15 protein-coding genes and 1 tRNA gene are annotated in these 15,400 nt (G+C 40.2%); 4 read left to right on the top strand and 12 right to left on the bottom strand.

The window, feature by feature from the left end; all coding sequences use genetic code 11:
* Window positions 1–23 precede the first annotated feature (23 nt).
* Window positions 24–2,879, top strand: a complete 2,856-nt coding sequence (locus KZZ04_RS15655; protein WP_219423134.1) for a valine--tRNA ligase — start codon at window positions 24–26, stop codon at window positions 2,877–2,879.
* A gap of 111 nt (window positions 2,880–2,990) precedes the next feature.
* On the opposite strand, the gene KZZ04_RS15660 is transcribed toward KZZ04_RS15655, so the two are convergent.
* A complete protein-coding gene (locus tag KZZ04_RS15660; protein WP_219423135.1) occupies window positions 2,991–4,268 on the bottom strand; it encodes an outer membrane protein transport protein in 1,278 nt (425 codons plus the stop codon).
* Between the two features lie 284 nt (window positions 4,269–4,552).
* On the opposite strand from KZZ04_RS15660, the gene KZZ04_RS15665 reads away from it, so the two are divergent.
* Window positions 4,553–4,876 (top strand): hypothetical protein, encoded by a 324-nt coding sequence (locus KZZ04_RS15665; protein WP_082653626.1) that lies wholly within the window; start codon window positions 4,553–4,555, stop codon window positions 4,874–4,876.
* Here KZZ04_RS15665 and KZZ04_RS15670 read toward each other — a convergent pair.
* The 3 genes from KZZ04_RS15670 to KZZ04_RS15680 all read right to left on the bottom strand — a co-directional run bounded on the left by KZZ04_RS15670 (window position 4,836) and on the right by KZZ04_RS15680 (window position 8,808).
* The gene (locus KZZ04_RS15670) at window positions 4,836–6,104 is read right to left on the bottom strand and encodes an HD-GYP domain-containing protein (protein WP_058405115.1); all 1,269 of its coding nucleotides are present in this window, start codon (window positions 6,102–6,104) and stop codon (window positions 4,836–4,838) included. The genes KZZ04_RS15665 and KZZ04_RS15670 overlap by 41 nt on opposite strands.
* A gap of 199 nt (window positions 6,105–6,303) precedes the next feature.
* Complete coding sequence (locus KZZ04_RS15675; protein ID WP_219423136.1) at window positions 6,304–8,520, bottom strand: EAL domain-containing protein; 2,217 nt, start codon at window positions 8,518–8,520, stop codon at window positions 6,304–6,306.
* A gap of 213 nt (window positions 8,521–8,733) precedes the next feature.
* A tRNA-Arg gene (locus KZZ04_RS15680) sits at window positions 8,734–8,808 on the bottom strand.
* Between the two features lie 247 nt (window positions 8,809–9,055).
* On the opposite strand from KZZ04_RS15680, the gene KZZ04_RS15685 reads away from it, so the two are divergent.
* A complete protein-coding gene (locus KZZ04_RS15685) occupies window positions 9,056–9,238 on the top strand; it encodes a hypothetical protein (protein WP_006793710.1) in 183 nt (60 codons plus the stop codon).
* On the opposite strand, the gene KZZ04_RS15690 is transcribed toward KZZ04_RS15685, so the two are convergent.
* Genes KZZ04_RS15690 through KZZ04_RS15700 form a run of 3 tightly spaced genes read right to left on the bottom strand, consistent with a single transcriptional unit; the run spans window position 9,235 to window position 10,954 of the window.
* On the bottom strand, window positions 9,235–10,041 hold the full coding sequence (locus tag KZZ04_RS15690; protein WP_219423137.1) for a phosphotransferase: 807 nt from the start codon (window positions 10,039–10,041) through the stop codon (window positions 9,235–9,237). The two genes, KZZ04_RS15685 and KZZ04_RS15690, sit on opposite strands and share 4 nt — an antisense overlap.
* 3 nt (window positions 10,042–10,044) lie before the next feature.
* Window positions 10,045–10,668 (bottom strand): nicotinamide riboside transporter PnuC, encoded by a 624-nt coding sequence (pnuC, locus tag KZZ04_RS15695; protein WP_219423138.1) that lies wholly within the window; start codon window positions 10,666–10,668, stop codon window positions 10,045–10,047.
* Window positions 10,669–10,702: 34 nt separating this feature from the next.
* On the bottom strand, window positions 10,703–10,954 hold the full coding sequence (locus KZZ04_RS15700; RefSeq protein ID WP_006793713.1) for a YkoF family thiamine/hydroxymethylpyrimidine-binding protein: 252 nt from the start codon (window positions 10,952–10,954) through the stop codon (window positions 10,703–10,705).
* Between the two features lie 108 nt (window positions 10,955–11,062).
* Here KZZ04_RS15700 and KZZ04_RS15705 point away from each other — a divergent pair, with 108 nt between their 5' ends.
* Window positions 11,063–11,302 (top strand): DUF2960 domain-containing protein, encoded by a 240-nt coding sequence (locus KZZ04_RS15705; protein ID WP_006793714.1) that lies wholly within the window; start codon window positions 11,063–11,065, stop codon window positions 11,300–11,302.
* A gap of 14 nt (window positions 11,303–11,316) precedes the next feature.
* On the opposite strand, the gene alr is transcribed toward KZZ04_RS15705, so the two are convergent.
* From alr to KZZ04_RS15730, 5 genes are all read right to left on the bottom strand, one after another.
* Window positions 11,317–12,396: an alanine racemase gene (gene alr, locus KZZ04_RS15710; protein ID WP_219423139.1), complete on the bottom strand. Its 1,080-nt coding sequence runs from the start codon at window positions 12,394–12,396 to the stop codon at window positions 11,317–11,319.
* The gene (gene dnaB / locus KZZ04_RS15715; protein ID WP_006793716.1) at window positions 12,396–13,775 is read right to left on the bottom strand and encodes a replicative DNA helicase; all 1,380 of its coding nucleotides are present in this window, start codon (window positions 13,773–13,775) and stop codon (window positions 12,396–12,398) included. Before dnaB ends, alr begins: the two co-directional genes overlap by 1 nt.
* A 110-nt stretch (window positions 13,776–13,885) precedes the next feature.
* Complete coding sequence (locus tag KZZ04_RS15720) at window positions 13,886–14,821, bottom strand: DUF4097 family beta strand repeat-containing protein (RefSeq protein WP_219423140.1); 936 nt, start codon at window positions 14,819–14,821, stop codon at window positions 13,886–13,888.
* Window positions 14,822–14,830: 9 nt separating this feature from the next.
* On the bottom strand, window positions 14,831–15,316 hold the full coding sequence (locus KZZ04_RS15725; protein ID WP_058405121.1) for a hypothetical protein: 486 nt from the start codon (window positions 15,314–15,316) through the stop codon (window positions 14,831–14,833).
* The coding region (locus tag KZZ04_RS15730) for a sigma factor-like helix-turn-helix DNA-binding protein (RefSeq protein ID WP_306430587.1) at window positions 15,303–15,400 on the bottom strand (98 nt) is incomplete at its 5' end. The genes KZZ04_RS15725 and KZZ04_RS15730, both read right to left, overlap by 14 nt.

The following is a 15,400-nucleotide window of genomic DNA, read 5'->3' on the forward strand; positions in this document are numbered from 1 at the left end:
GTACTTATTTAAGGTTCTGTGTAATGGATAAAACCTACAATCCGCAAGATATTGAACAGTCTCTATATCAAGACTGGGAACAAAAAGGCTACTTTAAGCCATCTGGCCAAGGCGTACCGTATTCAATTATGATCCCGCCGCCAAATGTCACGGGTAGCTTACACATGGGCCACGCCTTCCAAGATACAATAATGGATACCTTAACGCGTTTTAAGCGCATGCAAGGTAACAACACATTATGGCAAGTAGGTACTGACCACGCAGGTATTGCAACGCAAATGTTGGTTGAGCGTAAACTGCATGCTGAAGAAGGTAAAACACGCCACGATTTAGGCCGCGAAGATTTTATTAATAAAATCTGGGAGTGGAAAAACGAATCTGGTGGCACAATTACCAAGCAGCTTCGTCGTCTTGGCGCATCGGTTGATTGGGACCGTGAACGTTTTACTATGGACGATGGCCTATCTGAAGCAGTTAAAGAAGTATTTGTTCGCCTTCATAAAGAAAACCTAATTTACCGCGGTAAGCGCTTAGTAAACTGGGATCCTAAATTACACACTGCTATTTCAGACCTTGAAGTTGAAAACAAAGACAAACAAGGCCACATGTGGAACTTACGCTACCCACTAGCTGATGGCGTTAAAACACAAGACGGTAAAGACTACATTGTAGTGGCTACTACGCGTCCAGAAACCATGCTAGGTGACTCTGGTGTTGCAGTAAACCCAGATGACGAGCGCTACACAGATTTAATTGGTAAAGACATTTTATTACCTATCGTTAATCGTCGTATTAAAATTGTTGCTGATGAACATGCCGATAAAGACAAAGGCACGGGTTGTGTAAAAATAACCCCAGCACACGACTTTAACGACAATGAAGTAGGTAAGCGTCATCAAATGCCGATGATAAACATTTTCGATAAAGACGCCGCAATTTTAACGCAAGGTGAAACATACACCTTTGACGGTAAAGAGCTTGAACTTGATGCGCCAATTCCTGAGCGCTTTCATGGCCTTGACCGTTTTGCTGCACGTAAAGCAATTGTGGCTGAATTTGAAGAACTTGGCCTACTTGAAAAAATTGAAGACCATGGCCTAACCGTTCCTTACGGCGACCGCTCTGGTGTAGTAATTGAGCCACTACTAACCGACCAATGGTATGTACGTGTTGCGCCACTTGCTGAACCTGCAAAAGACGCAGTTAAAAACGGCGACATCCAATTTGTACCTAAGCAATACGAAAACATGTACTTTTCGTGGATGAACGACGTACAAGATTGGTGTATTTCACGCCAGCTTTGGTGGGGTCACCGCATTCCAGCCTGGTACGATAGCGAAGGCAACGTATTTGTTGGTCGCGACGAAGCAGAAGTGCGCCGCGATAACAACATTGCAGATGATGTTGCGCTAAGCCAAGACGAAGATGTACTTGATACGTGGTTCTCATCTGCACTGTGGACGTTCTCAACGCAAGGTTGGCCAGAAAATACCGATGATTTAAAAACCTTCCACCCGTCTGACGTGTTGGTAACGGGCTTTGATATTATCTTTTTCTGGGTTGCGCGCATGATCATGATGACGCTGCACTTTATAAAAGATGAAAACGGCAAGCCACAAGTGCCATTTAAAACCGTGTATGTAACGGGCTTAATACGCGATGACAATGGCGATAAAATGTCTAAGTCAAAAGGTAACGTGCTTGACCCGCTAGACATGATTGACGGCATTGAGCTTGAAGACTTAGTACAAAAGCGTACTGGCAACATGATGCAGCCAAAACTTGCTGCAAAAATCGAAAAAGATACCCGCAAAGTATTCGCAAATGGTATTGAAGCACACGGTACTGACGCACTGCGCTTTACCTTAGCGGCAATGGCTTCAACCGGTCGTGATATTAACTGGGATATGAACCGCCTTGAAGGCTACCGTAACTTCTGTAACAAATTATGGAACGCAAGCCGTTACGTATTAATGAACACAGAAGAGCAAGACTGTGGTTTTGCAAGCGATGCTGAAAAAGAGTACTCACTTGCTGATCGTTGGATTTTAGGCCAATACGAAGCAACCGTTAAAACCTACACAGAGCACCTTGATAACTACCGCTTTGACTTAACCGCTAACACGCTTTACGAATTCACGTGGAATCAATTTTGTGATTGGTACTTAGAGCTAACTAAACCCGTATTATTTAAAGGCAGTGAAGCACAACAGCGCGGTACGCGTAATACACTAATTACCGTGCTAGAAAGCTTACTGCGCTTAATGCACCCAATGATGCCATACATCACAGAAACAATTTGGCAACGTGTTGCACCACTTGCAGGCCTTGAAACTACGGGCACTAGCATTATGGTACAAGGCTTCCCTGTTTATAATGAAGCAAGTGTTGATGCACAAGCGATGGACGATTTAGAGTGGGTTAAGCAATTCATTTTAGCGATTCGTAATATTCGTGGTGAAATGGATATTAGCCCAAGTAAACCGCTTAGCGTGTTACTTGCCAACGCATCAAGCGATGATGTACGCCGCATTGAGCAGAACAAATCATTCTTAGCATCATTGGCTAAACTTGAAGAGTTTACAATGCTTGAAAACAAAGACGGGGCACCTGCGTGTGCAACCTCTTATGTTGGCAACCTTGAAATTATGATCCCCATGGCGGGCTTAATTGATGTAGAGGCTGAGCTTGCACGTATTAATAAGCAACTTGAAAAAGCTGAAAAAGGCTTAGCACAAGTGCAAAACAAACTAGCGAACGAAAAGTTTGTAAACAATGCACCTGAAGCGGTACTTGCTAAAGAAAACGCTAAATTAGCTGAATTCACCGATGCTAAAACTAAGCTACTTGAGCAAAAAACTAAAATAGAAAGCTTATAAACTTTCATAAAATGCCTATTAACATCATTTAATGGGCATTAAAAAAGCCGCTCACTTTAATAAGTGAGCGGCTTTTTTGTGCCCTGTGATTAACCACAAGGCACTCCTACATTAAAACGTGTAGTTGTACTGCGCGCCAATAAGCGTAGCATGACCTTTAGACTCAAAAGACCACTGCGAGCCTAAGTTGTCTTTTTCAGTGTAGTTTTGTGTTTTACCACGAATAATACTTACGCCTAGATCAACGTTTGAGTTTTTATCGATGATATAGTTACCACCAAAAGAGAACCAAAAACGGTCTGTATCAGGAATAGAGATTGATAAATGCTGTTGTGATACAGGTGACTCGTCAAACGCAATACCTGCACGCAACAATAGGTTTTCGTTGTACTGGTAGTCAGTACCTACTGAGTAACGAAGCGCGTCAGAGAAGTCTTCTGTTTTTTCAAATGCGCTAAACTTATCACCCGTAGGCGCAGTTACTTGCGCTTCTAATGAATCAAAGCTGCTCCAACCAGTCCACAATACACTGTAGTGTAGGCCTAGCTTTTCATCTAACTGGTGCGAACCAGAAAACTCAGCAATAGCAGGTAGCGTGATTTCAACCGAACCAGGAAGTTCAAGTTGTCCGTCTAATCCACCAGGAATAAATGCAGAAGGTAGCTCGTTTGAGTATTCACCTTCAAACGTGATATCAGTTTCTGTGCGGTAGTTAAAACCAAAACGGCTGTTTTCGTCTAATTGGTACATTACACCAACATTTAAGCCGTAACCAATATCGTCACCTTCAAGGTTTACTGCATCTGTTGAGGCAGGGATTGGTAACGCAGATGCACCAAACTTACGAATAATTTTAGCTTCTGCATAAATTGCATTTAAGCCAATACCAAAGCTGAACTGCTCGCTTACTTTGTAGGCAACGCTTGCATTCATATTAACGGTAACAATTTCTGTCTCACCGGCAATTTGACCTGCCGCGTAATCGTCATCAAATTTTGTCGCTAGACCAAAGTTAGCAAATGCACCAAAACCAACTGATACTCTGTCGTTTACTGGCATAGTGAAATACGTTGCTGGAATAACAGCGCTAGGAGCAATGCTGTCGTCATCTAATGCGTTCACGTCAATGCCATTGTTTGTGCCGGTGCCTTCAAGGCTCACATCTGGAACAACGGCAATAGCAGCAACACTTAGTTGCTTATCTTTAAATACAGTCATTAAAGCAGGATTACGTGCAACAACAGACGCGTCGTCTGCAATAGATGCTTCACCAGCATAGGCACGGCCTAAACCTGATGCGTTTTGCTCAGCTAGTTGAAACGCAGCTGCAAAAGAGTCAGCTGAAACAAATGCAAGCGAGGCTGCGATAAGCGTTTTAGAAAATTTCATTGTTGTGTCCTTAACCAAACTCACTGTTTGGGTAGCTATGTGTGTTGTTACTTATGTTCAAAACCCGGCTACACTACATTAATTTTTATAAAAAAACTTCATGATCACACCAAAAACACCTAAAAAACACGTTTTTTAACTACATTTTAACAACTATTTAAAACTCATCGGACAAGAAATATGTTATTAGAGCAATTACTCTAAATGTAATTAATTATCATTTAGATTGACATCAAATACACTGCATTTTAAACTCTTTTTAAAATAACCAAAGGTTTAAAACTGTGCTGATTGTTCTAATTATGGTGGGTCTTCTTTTTTGCGGAGCCAGTGTATTTTTCTTTTATAAGGCAAATTACTGCGCATGCACACAGGCCGGGCAATGCGATAACCCTGTTAATCGTTACTGGTTGGGGGCTATGTTAAGTGCTGCTGTATCGCTCATATTTTGCTGCTTAGCCCTTCACGTAGAGCTTGGCACTTTGTTGTGGTTGGTACTAATGGGAAGTTGTTTTTTAGGCGCGTTTATATCGGCTCAGGCAAACCAAAAACGCCAATGCACTAAAACTAAACGAGCAGATGATCTTTTAGTAAACGAGATAAATTAATTTGATAATCCATCGGCTTTACACTCGCTAAAATTTTAAGCTCTTGATTGTCAGTACTCAAATCTATATCTTTAGGCGTTACGTGATGATTATGCTTTGCATTGTAAAATAATTTAACTTTTGGCTTTATAGGGTTTTGGGTGTTTCCCTCTAACACGATAGCCAAACGCTCGTTAGTTAATTTCACAATACTTCCCACAGGGTGGACTCCTAAACACTTTATAAAGCGCTGCACTAATTCAGCATCAAATAGCGTGTTATTAGCCAACAAATGGCGTAATGCATTAATAGGTTCATCGCCTTCTTTGTATAGCTTATCAGCCGTCATCGCATCATATACATCAACAATAGCCATGATACGCGCAGCACGACTCAGCTTTTTTTCGTCAACACCTCTGGGGTAACCAGAGCCATCTAATCGTTCATGATGATTTACTATCATGTCCAACATGACTGGCGTTACACCTTCCTCCTCTTTTGCTAATATCAGCCCTTGCGATACATGCTTTTTTACCGCACTCATTTCAAAATCAGTTAATTTAGAAGGCTTTGAAAGTATACCTTGCGGTATTTTAGCTTGGCCTAAATCATGGAGTAATGCGCCCATTGCCAACTGCTGAACAACCCCTTGCTTGTACCCTAAGTATTTAGCAAACACCGCGGTAAAAATGGCGCAGTTAATCATGTGTCGCCAGTTATAATTATGCTTGTCTTTTACGCGAGTAAGTATGGTCATAGCGTTAGTATTACGAAAAACAGAGCTAACTATCTCATTAGCTATTTCATCAAGTACTTTTACATTGACGGCCATGCCTGCAGTTATATCACCATATAACGATTTTAATTTTTTGCTGTGGCGCTCGTAACCTTCGCTTGCTGAAGCAAACTCTTGCTCAAGGGTTATACTTGCAGGAGTATTTACAGGTTTTGATTTAACCTTGGTAGACTTTGTATTTGTTTGGTCATTTAGCTTTGTAGGCGCTGAGTTTTTATTTTTTGCAGGCGACTTGGGAGTTGGCTTGTACTTAGCAGGAATGGCTGCATCGCCTTTAGTAAAATCAATTAATAGCTCAAGCACACCTTCTGTTGCTAAACGTTTTATTATTGATTTTTCACGAACCAAACCACTGGTTTTTATTTTTATTCCATTAACACCTTCATGCTGCTTAGTTACGCTATCGACATACATGCCGGGAACAAGTTCAGTGATAGGTAAAGTAATAAGCATAGAGGTTTTTAAAATAGGTAATTAAACACCATAGATAGCATTTTACACCTCTAAAAGTCTAACATTTGTTTCATTTACGTTAATAAATGACTATAAAGGATTGCTTATAACCCACTTAAAAAACACATTTAAATAAATATATAACACAATAAGATAAGTGGTTTTGATCAAGCTGCTCGAAGTTAAATGTGTTTATAACTTAGAAGAGTTTCTCAATTGGCTGCGGTTTATGCACTGCATAACCCTGTGCGTAATCTACACCCATTTCTAATAGGATTTGCTTAATTTGTGAAGTTTCGACAAACTCAGCAATGGTTTTCATACCCATAACGTGGCCAATTTCGTTTATTGATTTTACCATTGCATGATCAATCGGATCGACCGCTATATCTTTAACAAAAATCCCATCTATTTTAAGGTAGTCAACCTTGAGATTTTTCAGGTACCCAAATGATGATAACCCACTACCAAAGTCATCTAGTGCAAAGCGACACCCTAGCACTTTTAATTGGGTAATAAACTTACTAGCAAGTTCAAGGTTCGAAATTGCGGCTGTTTCGGTTATTTCAAAACAAATTTTTACACTGTGCTCCCCCAATAGCTTGAGTTGCTCTGTAACGAATTTTAAAAAGTCCTCATTAGTAAGTGACTGCCCAGAAAGGTTAATAGACAAGAAATTAACCCCTTTGAGAAAGTTAGGGTTATTTAGAATCATCTTAAATGCGTTTTCAATCATCCAACTATCTACTTTAACAATCAGTTGATAGCGCTCTGCAGGAGGTAAAAAAGCGCCGGGTGGAATTATACCTCCTTGCTTATCGACCATGCGCAATAGCAATTCATAATGTTTATTTTTATCGCAAGCGAGTGGCTCAATTAATTGTGCGTATATTTTAAAGCGGTTTTCATCTATTGCATCTTGAACTCTATTTACCCACTGCATCTCGCCTTGGCGCACTGCGAGCTCTTCGTCATCATCATAATGAACATGAATTCTATTTCGTCCCTTCTCCTTTGCTATATAACAAGCAACATCAGCTAACTTTAGCACCTCTGTAAAATCCACATATTTATCGGTAATTTGGATCAACCCCATGCTTACACCTATACGAAAGCTGCGACCTTCCCAAACAAATCGATAATCCTCTATTTCCTTTTGAATTAAGCTAGTTACACGATGGGCGTTATCAAATGAGCAATTTTCCATTAACACGGCAAACTCATCCCCTCCCAAGCGAGCTACCACATCTGTTTTTCTCACTACTTTTTGCAATAAAGACCCGAGCTGACGCAGTAACTCATCGCCAGCTAAATGACCACAGGTGTCGTTAACCACTTTAAATTGATCAAGGTCCATGTAACATAAAGCATGATCAACTCGTTTTTCAGCCGGTACTGATAATAAAAGCTCAACGCAACGCTTAAACTCTCTTCTATTTGCTAAACCAGTGAGTGAATCATGAGATGATTGGTAACTGAGCTTCTCTTCTGATTTTTTCCTTGCCGTTATATCTACATGGGTGCCAACTAAACGAGTAATTTCACCTTCCTCACTTTCAACAACAAAAGCACGAGATAAAATATTTACATAGCTACCGTTTTTATGGCGCATTCTAAACTCAGCTTCATAGTGCTTAGTTTTAGATTCCATAAATGAATGGATTTTAGCAACTGTTGGAGCTAGATCGTCAGGGTGAACAAGCATTTCCCATGTAGCAAAACTATTTGTAAGCTCGTCCTCTTCATAGCCCAACATCGATTTCCATCGCGGTGAGTAATACATTTTTTCGTTAGCTATATCCCAATCCCAAAGCCCATCGTTAGCGCCCTTCATGGCTAAACTTAACCGCTCTGTGTTTGCTGAGGCTTTTTGTTTTTCGCGTATGAGCTCTTTTTTTTGCTGCTCTAGAGAAAGGGTTAATTCAGTAATGACATTGGATAAATCTCGTATTTGGTCATTTTGATGCTCAAGTTCAGTAATATCATAAAAAATATTTAAAATAATACTGGCTCCCCCACTTTGTAAGGGGACGGCACTGCCAAGTACAGTACGTTTAAACCCATTTTTGCACTGTATAGTTAGCTGCATTGGCTCAAAACGAGTATTCATTTTTTCTGAATCGATACGTTTTTTTTGCCACGAGCGGAGCACACACTCACGATAATGATTGTTGGGAAGTACTTTGACCCACCATGCATCTAATGTGGAGGTTTCGCTTGCCCCATAACCATACAAATTAACGAACGCATCATTGGCATGAATTATAGTGCTTTTAACGTCACTCAATACAAATGGAACCGGAGAGGTGTTAAATATAGTTAAAAATAAATCATTAAAACACGTATTTTTTTCTAACTCAGATATTTTGGCATATGCCTTTTCTAGATCAAATTTAAGCTGCTCAATACTATCCATTTACTGTATTTCCCAAAAATACGAATGTATTAATACACCTTTGCCTGTTGATGTATTTGAATAGCACAAACACAACGCACCAATGGCATAATTAGATATTTATAATAATCAAAACAATAGGCACTAAAGCCTATTTAAGCAAGATAGCTAATACTTAGAGAGGGAATATAAAAATGCAGGTAACGTATTGAGCAAGGTTAAATAAAAATCAAATGGCGCTCTCGGTAGGGATCGAACCTACAACTCAGCCTCCGGAGGGCCACGTGATATCCATTTCACCACGAGAGCACATTTGCTGCCACTACATCAACTCGCGATATCAATGTATTAGCATGCGCCAATAATAAAGCCATCTTTACACAAATGCTAGCGACATTAGTTTATATGATTATTAATTAGGCACTTTTACAGAAAACATGTGACTATTTTATAAAAACGCGTTATTTATTAATATTCGATAAAAATAGTTACGCTTTAGCAACATTTTAACTATCATTGTCACAGAAATAAAAATATTTAATGAGAGGAAGTAATAATGAGTTTGATGTCTACTGAGCAAGTTGCTGAGTTTTTAGGTGTTAAAGAAGAACGCGTAAAACGTCTTGCACGTGAAAGTTTATTAATCGCTAAGTCAGAGGATGAAAACGGCGAACCGCAGTTTGATGCAGATGAAGTAGCAAAATATAAAGAATTAGCAGCGCGTTTTGGTGGCCTTTAAAAGCCACATGCTGCACTAAATTTTAGCAGCTGCGCGCGTAATTTTTTCGCTGGAGCTCTTATGTCGCGCTGCTCATACCAACCAATACTTAAAACCAAAAACAAAAGCTTATAACAATTAAGCTTATCCGTTGATTTCACAAACCCTACTTGTTCATCTTTATATTTAACGTAACTATCTAATAGCGCGTTATCAACCTGCTCATTGAGCTCAAAACTAATACTTAGTGCGGCCAAATCAAAATACACGTCGTTTGTTTTCGCGTACTCAAAATCAATTAAGTATGCGCCTGACTCATTCACTATTATATTGTCTTTAATTAAATCATTATGGCAAAAGCCAAGTTCAATAGGCATAGCTGCAATAAAGTTAACCGCTGCATTAATTTTTTGCTGATACTCAATATACACAGATGAGCATTTATAGCCGTTTAGCTCTTGGGCTATATCCATAGGCTCAGTGACAATCGAGTAAGCATGAACAGCAGCAAGCTTTTTAATAACATCATCGATTAATAAGTCAGTTGCGGTGCTACCGTCAAAGTAATGAAATACAGCAAGTTGGTTTTGTTTATCAAGCCATACCGGGGAAGGACATATATTTGACGCACTCAGAATACGCTGCGCCTCTAAGGCATTTTCTGGCCAATGGTCTTTGTAACGCTTTAATAAATACCTCCCTTGAATGGTGTGTATTAAGACGTTTTCGTTGCTTAAACCTTGTGATAAAGGCACATGTGAAATAACGTCCCTTGGCGCTATAAACGCACGACATTTGTTTATAAGCCCAGTGTAATCACTCATAAATTAAAGCTGTGCGAGTGGCTTAGCTTGGCTTTGCTCGTATTCTTCGTACCAAGTTTTAAAGCCCCACCCTGCCATAATGGTGTAGAACACAAAAAGCGCTAACGTTGGGTAATAGCCTTTCTCGTAATATAAATACATAGAGGCTGCGTCTATGACTATCCAGTACAGCCAGTTTTCAAGAATTTTTTTCGCAACTAAATAAGTGGTCACAACAGCAAAACAGGTTGTAAAGCTATCTAAGTAGGCAAAATCAGCATGCGTATAGTTAGTCATAAAATACCCTATGCCTGTTGCCGTAATAGAGGTTAGTATAATTAACAGCGCATGACATTCCATTGACCAAGAACTAATACTCAGATTGTTATTATTAGCTTTACCTTTTCGCCATACTACCCAGCCAAATACCGCCATATACATGTAATAAAAGTTAAGTAACGACTCCATTAGTAATGCGCCATTCCAATACATGATAGTGTAAATTAGTGTACTAAAAAACGCCGCCGGCCAGCACCAAAGGCTCTCTTTTATAGCTAACAATAAATAAGCAATTGATAGCACAACCGCAATATATTCCCAATGCGACATAGCAGTAAAACCGCTTAAGGTTTTTGTTATAAATTCCATAGTGTGCTGTTACCGTTAAATTGTGGCGAAAAAACTACTGAGGCGATAAATCGCCAGACAAAAACTTACACACAAAAATAGCTTTTCCAAACTCTTCGTATGAACGTTTAATTTCGGTATTGAGTACTTGCATTACTAAATCATAATCGCCAAAAATTTGTGTCGATAGTGTATTTGTAATCACTTTTAAACCATCGTACTCGTTTAATCGATCAATAAAGCCTTTAATAAAAGGAATGTAATCTTGATGAAGTGGGTACTTACTAATCTCTACTGATAATTTCATTATTAACCCTATGGTTTAGGTGCCTAGTTATATCGTGTCATTCAATGCTAGAGCCGCTACTAAATACAGTGTAAAATCGCTGTAATACTCAATTACAATGAGCTTAATATGGCACGCAGAATAACCTACAAATTTAAAAACCAACCGCGCGAAATAAATTTCGCTAAAGACAAATACCACGACATGTATCAAGCAATTGCTGCTGCCGAAGGCATTGATTTAACCAATTATTTAAGCATGGTACAACAAATAGAAATGACCTCTAAAGGGTCGGCTTCTGTTCGTAACTTTCGTGATCAAGAATTTGCCCGCATGGGCTTTAGTGATATTTACTTTATTAAAGAGTAATTACCACTGTTTAATTACGCCTGATACTCATAACTTACGCGCGGTGTAATATTACATAAAAGCTCGTAAGGAATGGTATCGGCGCACTGTGCTATTTCTTCTACTGGTAGCTCAGGGCCCCACATTGTGACTCTGTCGCCTACTTTAATGTTGTGCTCGTTTTGGCCTATGTCTACGCTAATCATATCCATTGCCACACTGCCCACAATACCGTAGCGCTGCTTACCAATAACAACCGGTGTGCCCTCTTTTGCGTGACGCGGATAACCGTCACCATACCCCATAGCAACCACGGCTAACTGAGTCGCTTTATCGCTTTTCCAGCGCCCACCATATCCCACGGCCTCGTTAGCTGGAATATGGCGCACGGCTATAACACGTGTCGTTAATCGCATAACGGGTTTAAGCTGATGCTGCTCACCCAATGCGTTAGCCATAGGTGATACACCATAAAGCATTAAACCAGGGCGTACCCAATCACCATGGCCATTCGGCCACGCAATAATGCCTGCCGAATTTGATAAACAATGTGCTTGGTTAATATTATTTACTAGGCAGTCAAACTGTGAAATTTGCTGTGCTGTTTTAGTGTTATTCACATCGTCCGCGCAGGCAAAGTGAGTCATTAAATTAACGGTGTTATTGGCATTAGGCGTATTTTGCAAGCGCATATAAAATTCATCGAACTGCGCGGGGGCAATACCCAGGCGGTGCATGCCTGTATTTACTTTAAGCCAGCACAATAACGGCGCTTCAAGCTCGGCTTCTTCCAAAGCGGCAAGCTGATACTCATCATGAATAATAGTTTGAAAGTTATTGGCCAATAGAATAGGTAAATCGTCTTTATTAAAAAAGCCTTCAAGTAACACAATCGGTTTTGTTAACCCGCCGGCTCGAAGCGCTAAAGCTTCATCTATACGGGCTACTGCAAATGCGTCTGCATCATTTAAATGTTGAGCAATTTTAACCAAACCATGGCCGTAAGCATTGGCTTTTAATACCGCCATAACTTTACTGTTTGGTGCAAAACGCTTTACCTGCGCTAAATTATGCGCAAGTGCCGTTAAATTAATTTCAGCAGTGGCTAAACGCATTAATATTCGTCATCCATCGCAGGACCTGCGTAATTATCAAAACGAGAAAACTGTCCTTGGAACGTCAGGCGCACTTTACCAATTGGGCCGTTACGTTGTTTACCTATAATGATTTCGGCGATGCCTTTTTCAGTGCTGTCTTCGTTGTACACTTCATCACGGTATATAAACATGATTAAATCGGCATCTTGCTCTATTGAACCTGATTCACGTAAATCAGAGTTAATTGGGCGTTTATCAGCACGTTGCTCAAGCGTACGGTTTAGCTGCGAAAGCGCAACAACCGGACATTTAAGCTCTTTTGCAAGTGACTTTAGAGAGCGCGAAATTTCTGCAATTTCAAGTGTTCTATTATCCGATAAGCTCGGTACACGCATTAATTGTAAGTAATCGACCATGATCATGCTAATACCACCATGATCGCGCGCAATACGACGTGCACGAGAACGTACATCAGTAGGTGTTAGGCCTGATGCATCATCTACGTACATTTTGCCTTTTTCCATCAATAAACCCATGGTTGATGAAAGGCGCGCCCAATCGTCATCATCTAGCTGGCCGGTACGTACCTTAGTTTGGTTAATACGACCAAGTGATGCAAGCATCCTCATCATAATTTGTTCTGATGGCATCTCTAATGAGTAAATAAGCACGGGCTTGTCTTGAGTCATAGCTGCGTGCTCTGCAAGGTTCATCGCAAAGGTGGTTTTACCCATAGAAGGACGCGCGGCTACAATAATTAAATCAGACGGCTGTAAACCTGTGGTCATTTTATCAAGGTCAGCATAGCCAGTACTTACGCCGGTTACACCATCTTGCGGAGATTGGTATAGCTCTTCTATTTTATCAACGGTTTTTTCGAGTATGTTGTGTATGCTTTGCGGGCCTTCGGTGCTTTTTGAGCGCTGCTCTGCAATTTTAAATACCTTACTCTCGGCAAAATCTAATAAGTCGTGGCTGGTGCGCCCTTCGGTATTAAAACCGGCCTCGGCTATTTCGTTTGCAACACCAATCATTTCACGAACAACGGCACGTTCGCGTACTATGTTTGCGTATGCATCGATATTGGCAGCACTCGGTGTGTTTTTGGCTATTTCGGCTAAGTAAGCAAAGCCACCAATACCAGCAAGTTTATTATTTTTTTCAAGGCTTTCAGAAATCGTGATTAAATCGATTGGATCACCCAACTCTGCAAGCTCTGTCATTGCTTCAAAAATGAGCTTGTGCGTGCGAGTATAAAAGTCTTGAGATACAACAAGTTCGGCTACGCGGTCATATGCTTGGTTATCAAGCATTAAGCCACCTAAAACAGATTGTTCAGCTTCTATTGAATGGGGAGGAACTTTAAGGGTATCGACTTGCTTATCTGGTTTGGCCATAACTTCACAGTACTAAAATTGAATGGCTCTATTCTATCGACTTGCCGGGGTTGTGCAAATAGCAAAGCAGGAAATCTTTTCCTGCTTTTTGTAACTCAAAAGTTTACGATTTACTTTTTAAGCTCAATACGACCACTTATGGTATCCATTTCAATGTCGGCATTGCCGCCATTAATAATAAACTCAAGCTCGCTAGCTGGGCCATATTTGGCTTTTTTTACTTTATCGCTGCTAAGTTTATTAATAATTTTACCATTAGCATGGGCTTCAATCTCAAATTTAGCCGATACATTAGCAGGAAAGAAAAATTCAGCATCGCCGCTTACGGACTCAAAACGTACATCGGCACTGTCTAACAATTCACTAATACGAACCTCAGCTTCGCCATTAACAGTATTAATGCGTAAGTTTTTGATGCTATCTAAGTTAAAGTTTATGTCACCGTTCACATTTTCAAGTCGAACATCGTTCGCGCTTGTTGTTGACTTAATATCACCATTCACAGCGCTAAAGCGTAACTCACCACTTGACTGTTCATCATTAATTTCGCCGTTTACCGTTTCAAATTGAATATTACCGCTCAGGCTTTGTGCATTCACATCACCGTTAACACTAGTTAGCTTAATATTACCGGCTAAATCTTGCGCGGTAATTTCACCGTTAACCACATTAACTTCTGCACCATTTTTAAGTGCTTTAGCTATCACCGATACATTAACACCACGAAAGTCTAGTGCGCTGCTGTGCGGCATATAAATAGTTAACTTAGAGCCGTCGCCATTGCTGCCCCAGCCCATTTTACGTGGCATTTTTACAACAAAATATGTATTGTCGCCTCTCGTTTCGAGTTCATAGCCTTGCGCCTTATCGTCAAGCTCGCCCACTACTTTAAACTCGCTTTTATCCCACCCAGCAATACTTACATCACCGCGCTGATTTTCAATAAAAACGGTACCACCTTTTGAAACCTCTATTTGTTTATCAATTTTTTCACCTGCAAATGCAGCAAGTGGAAATAAGCTTAATCCTAGTAAAATTGCTTTCATGTTAATCTCCTAAATACTTTGCCAACGAGGTGCATGCACCTTATTAATCAAATCGAGTTGTTGTTGATAAATCTGCGCTAACATTGTTAGCAATGCTTGGTTTTCGGGTTCGTTTTTAAGTGCTTGCTTAATGGCGTACTCTGCCTCTTCAAGCTCTTGTAATTGTGTTTGCCAATTATCGGTCAAGGCATCTTGATTTTTATATTGCACCAGCAAGCTTTGCTTTTGCTGTGCAAAATAGTCACTTATAGCCACAACTGGCTGTGGTTTAGGGTTTATTACAAACATATTGAGTGCCACTAGTGCGGCAAGGGTACAGGCCGCAATTGCGCTTAACTTTGGCCATAAAGTAGTAGCTGATTGCTTAGGTTCATGAGTATTTACAATGGCTCTTTCTATGCCTGCCCACAAATCTTTTTGTGGGGCTATTTCTTTATCAAGCGTGTTTAATGATTTATCTAAAAAGTCGTCAAAGTTTGGTTTATTCATTTTCATACCACTCTTGTAATAACTGCCTTGCTCGATGATATTGCGATTTGCTTGACCCAACGGCAATACCCAACTGATCTGCTATTTCTT

This window comes from Pseudoalteromonas sp. CR1 (genome assembly GCF_019392235.1).
Classification (GTDB): Bacteria; Pseudomonadota; Gammaproteobacteria; order Enterobacterales; family Alteromonadaceae; genus Pseudoalteromonas.

Bases quoted from the DNA above. Each gene is read 5' to 3' on its own strand.
- KZZ04_RS15655 (WP_219423134.1), top strand. From the start codon at position 24: ATGGATAAAACCTACAATCCGCAAGATATTGAACAGTCTCTATATCAA.
- KZZ04_RS15660 (WP_219423135.1), bottom strand. From the start codon at position 4,268: ATGAAATTTTCTAAAACGCTTATCGCAGCCTCGCTTGCATTTGTTTCA.
- KZZ04_RS15670 (WP_058405115.1), bottom strand. From the start codon at position 6,104: ATGCTTATTACTTTACCTATCACTGAACTTGTTCCCGGCATGTATGTC.
- KZZ04_RS15675 (WP_219423136.1), bottom strand. From the start codon at position 8,520: ATGGATAGTATTGAGCAGCTTAAATTTGATCTAGAAAAGGCATATGCC.
- KZZ04_RS15685 (WP_006793710.1), top strand. From the start codon at position 9,056: ATGAGTTTGATGTCTACTGAGCAAGTTGCTGAGTTTTTAGGTGTTAAA.
- KZZ04_RS15690 (WP_219423137.1), bottom strand. From the start codon at position 10,041: ATGAGTGATTACACTGGGCTTATAAACAAATGTCGTGCGTTTATAGCG.
- pnuC (WP_219423138.1), bottom strand. From the start codon at position 10,668: ATGGAATTTATAACAAAAACCTTAAGCGGTTTTACTGCTATGTCGCAT.
- KZZ04_RS15700 (WP_006793713.1), bottom strand. From the start codon at position 10,954: ATGAAATTATCAGTAGAGATTAGTAAGTACCCACTTCATCAAGATTAC.
- KZZ04_RS15705 (WP_006793714.1), top strand. From the start codon at position 11,063: ATGGCACGCAGAATAACCTACAAATTTAAAAACCAACCGCGCGAAATA.
- alr (WP_219423139.1), bottom strand. From the start codon at position 12,396: ATGCGTTTAGCCACTGCTGAAATTAATTTAACGGCACTTGCGCATAAT.
- dnaB (WP_006793716.1), bottom strand. From the start codon at position 13,775: ATGGCCAAACCAGATAAGCAAGTCGATACCCTTAAAGTTCCTCCCCAT.
- KZZ04_RS15720 (WP_219423140.1), bottom strand. From the start codon at position 14,821: ATGAAAGCAATTTTACTAGGATTAAGCTTATTTCCACTTGCTGCATTT.
- KZZ04_RS15725 (WP_058405121.1), bottom strand. From the start codon at position 15,316: ATGAAAATGAATAAACCAAACTTTGACGACTTTTTAGATAAATCATTA.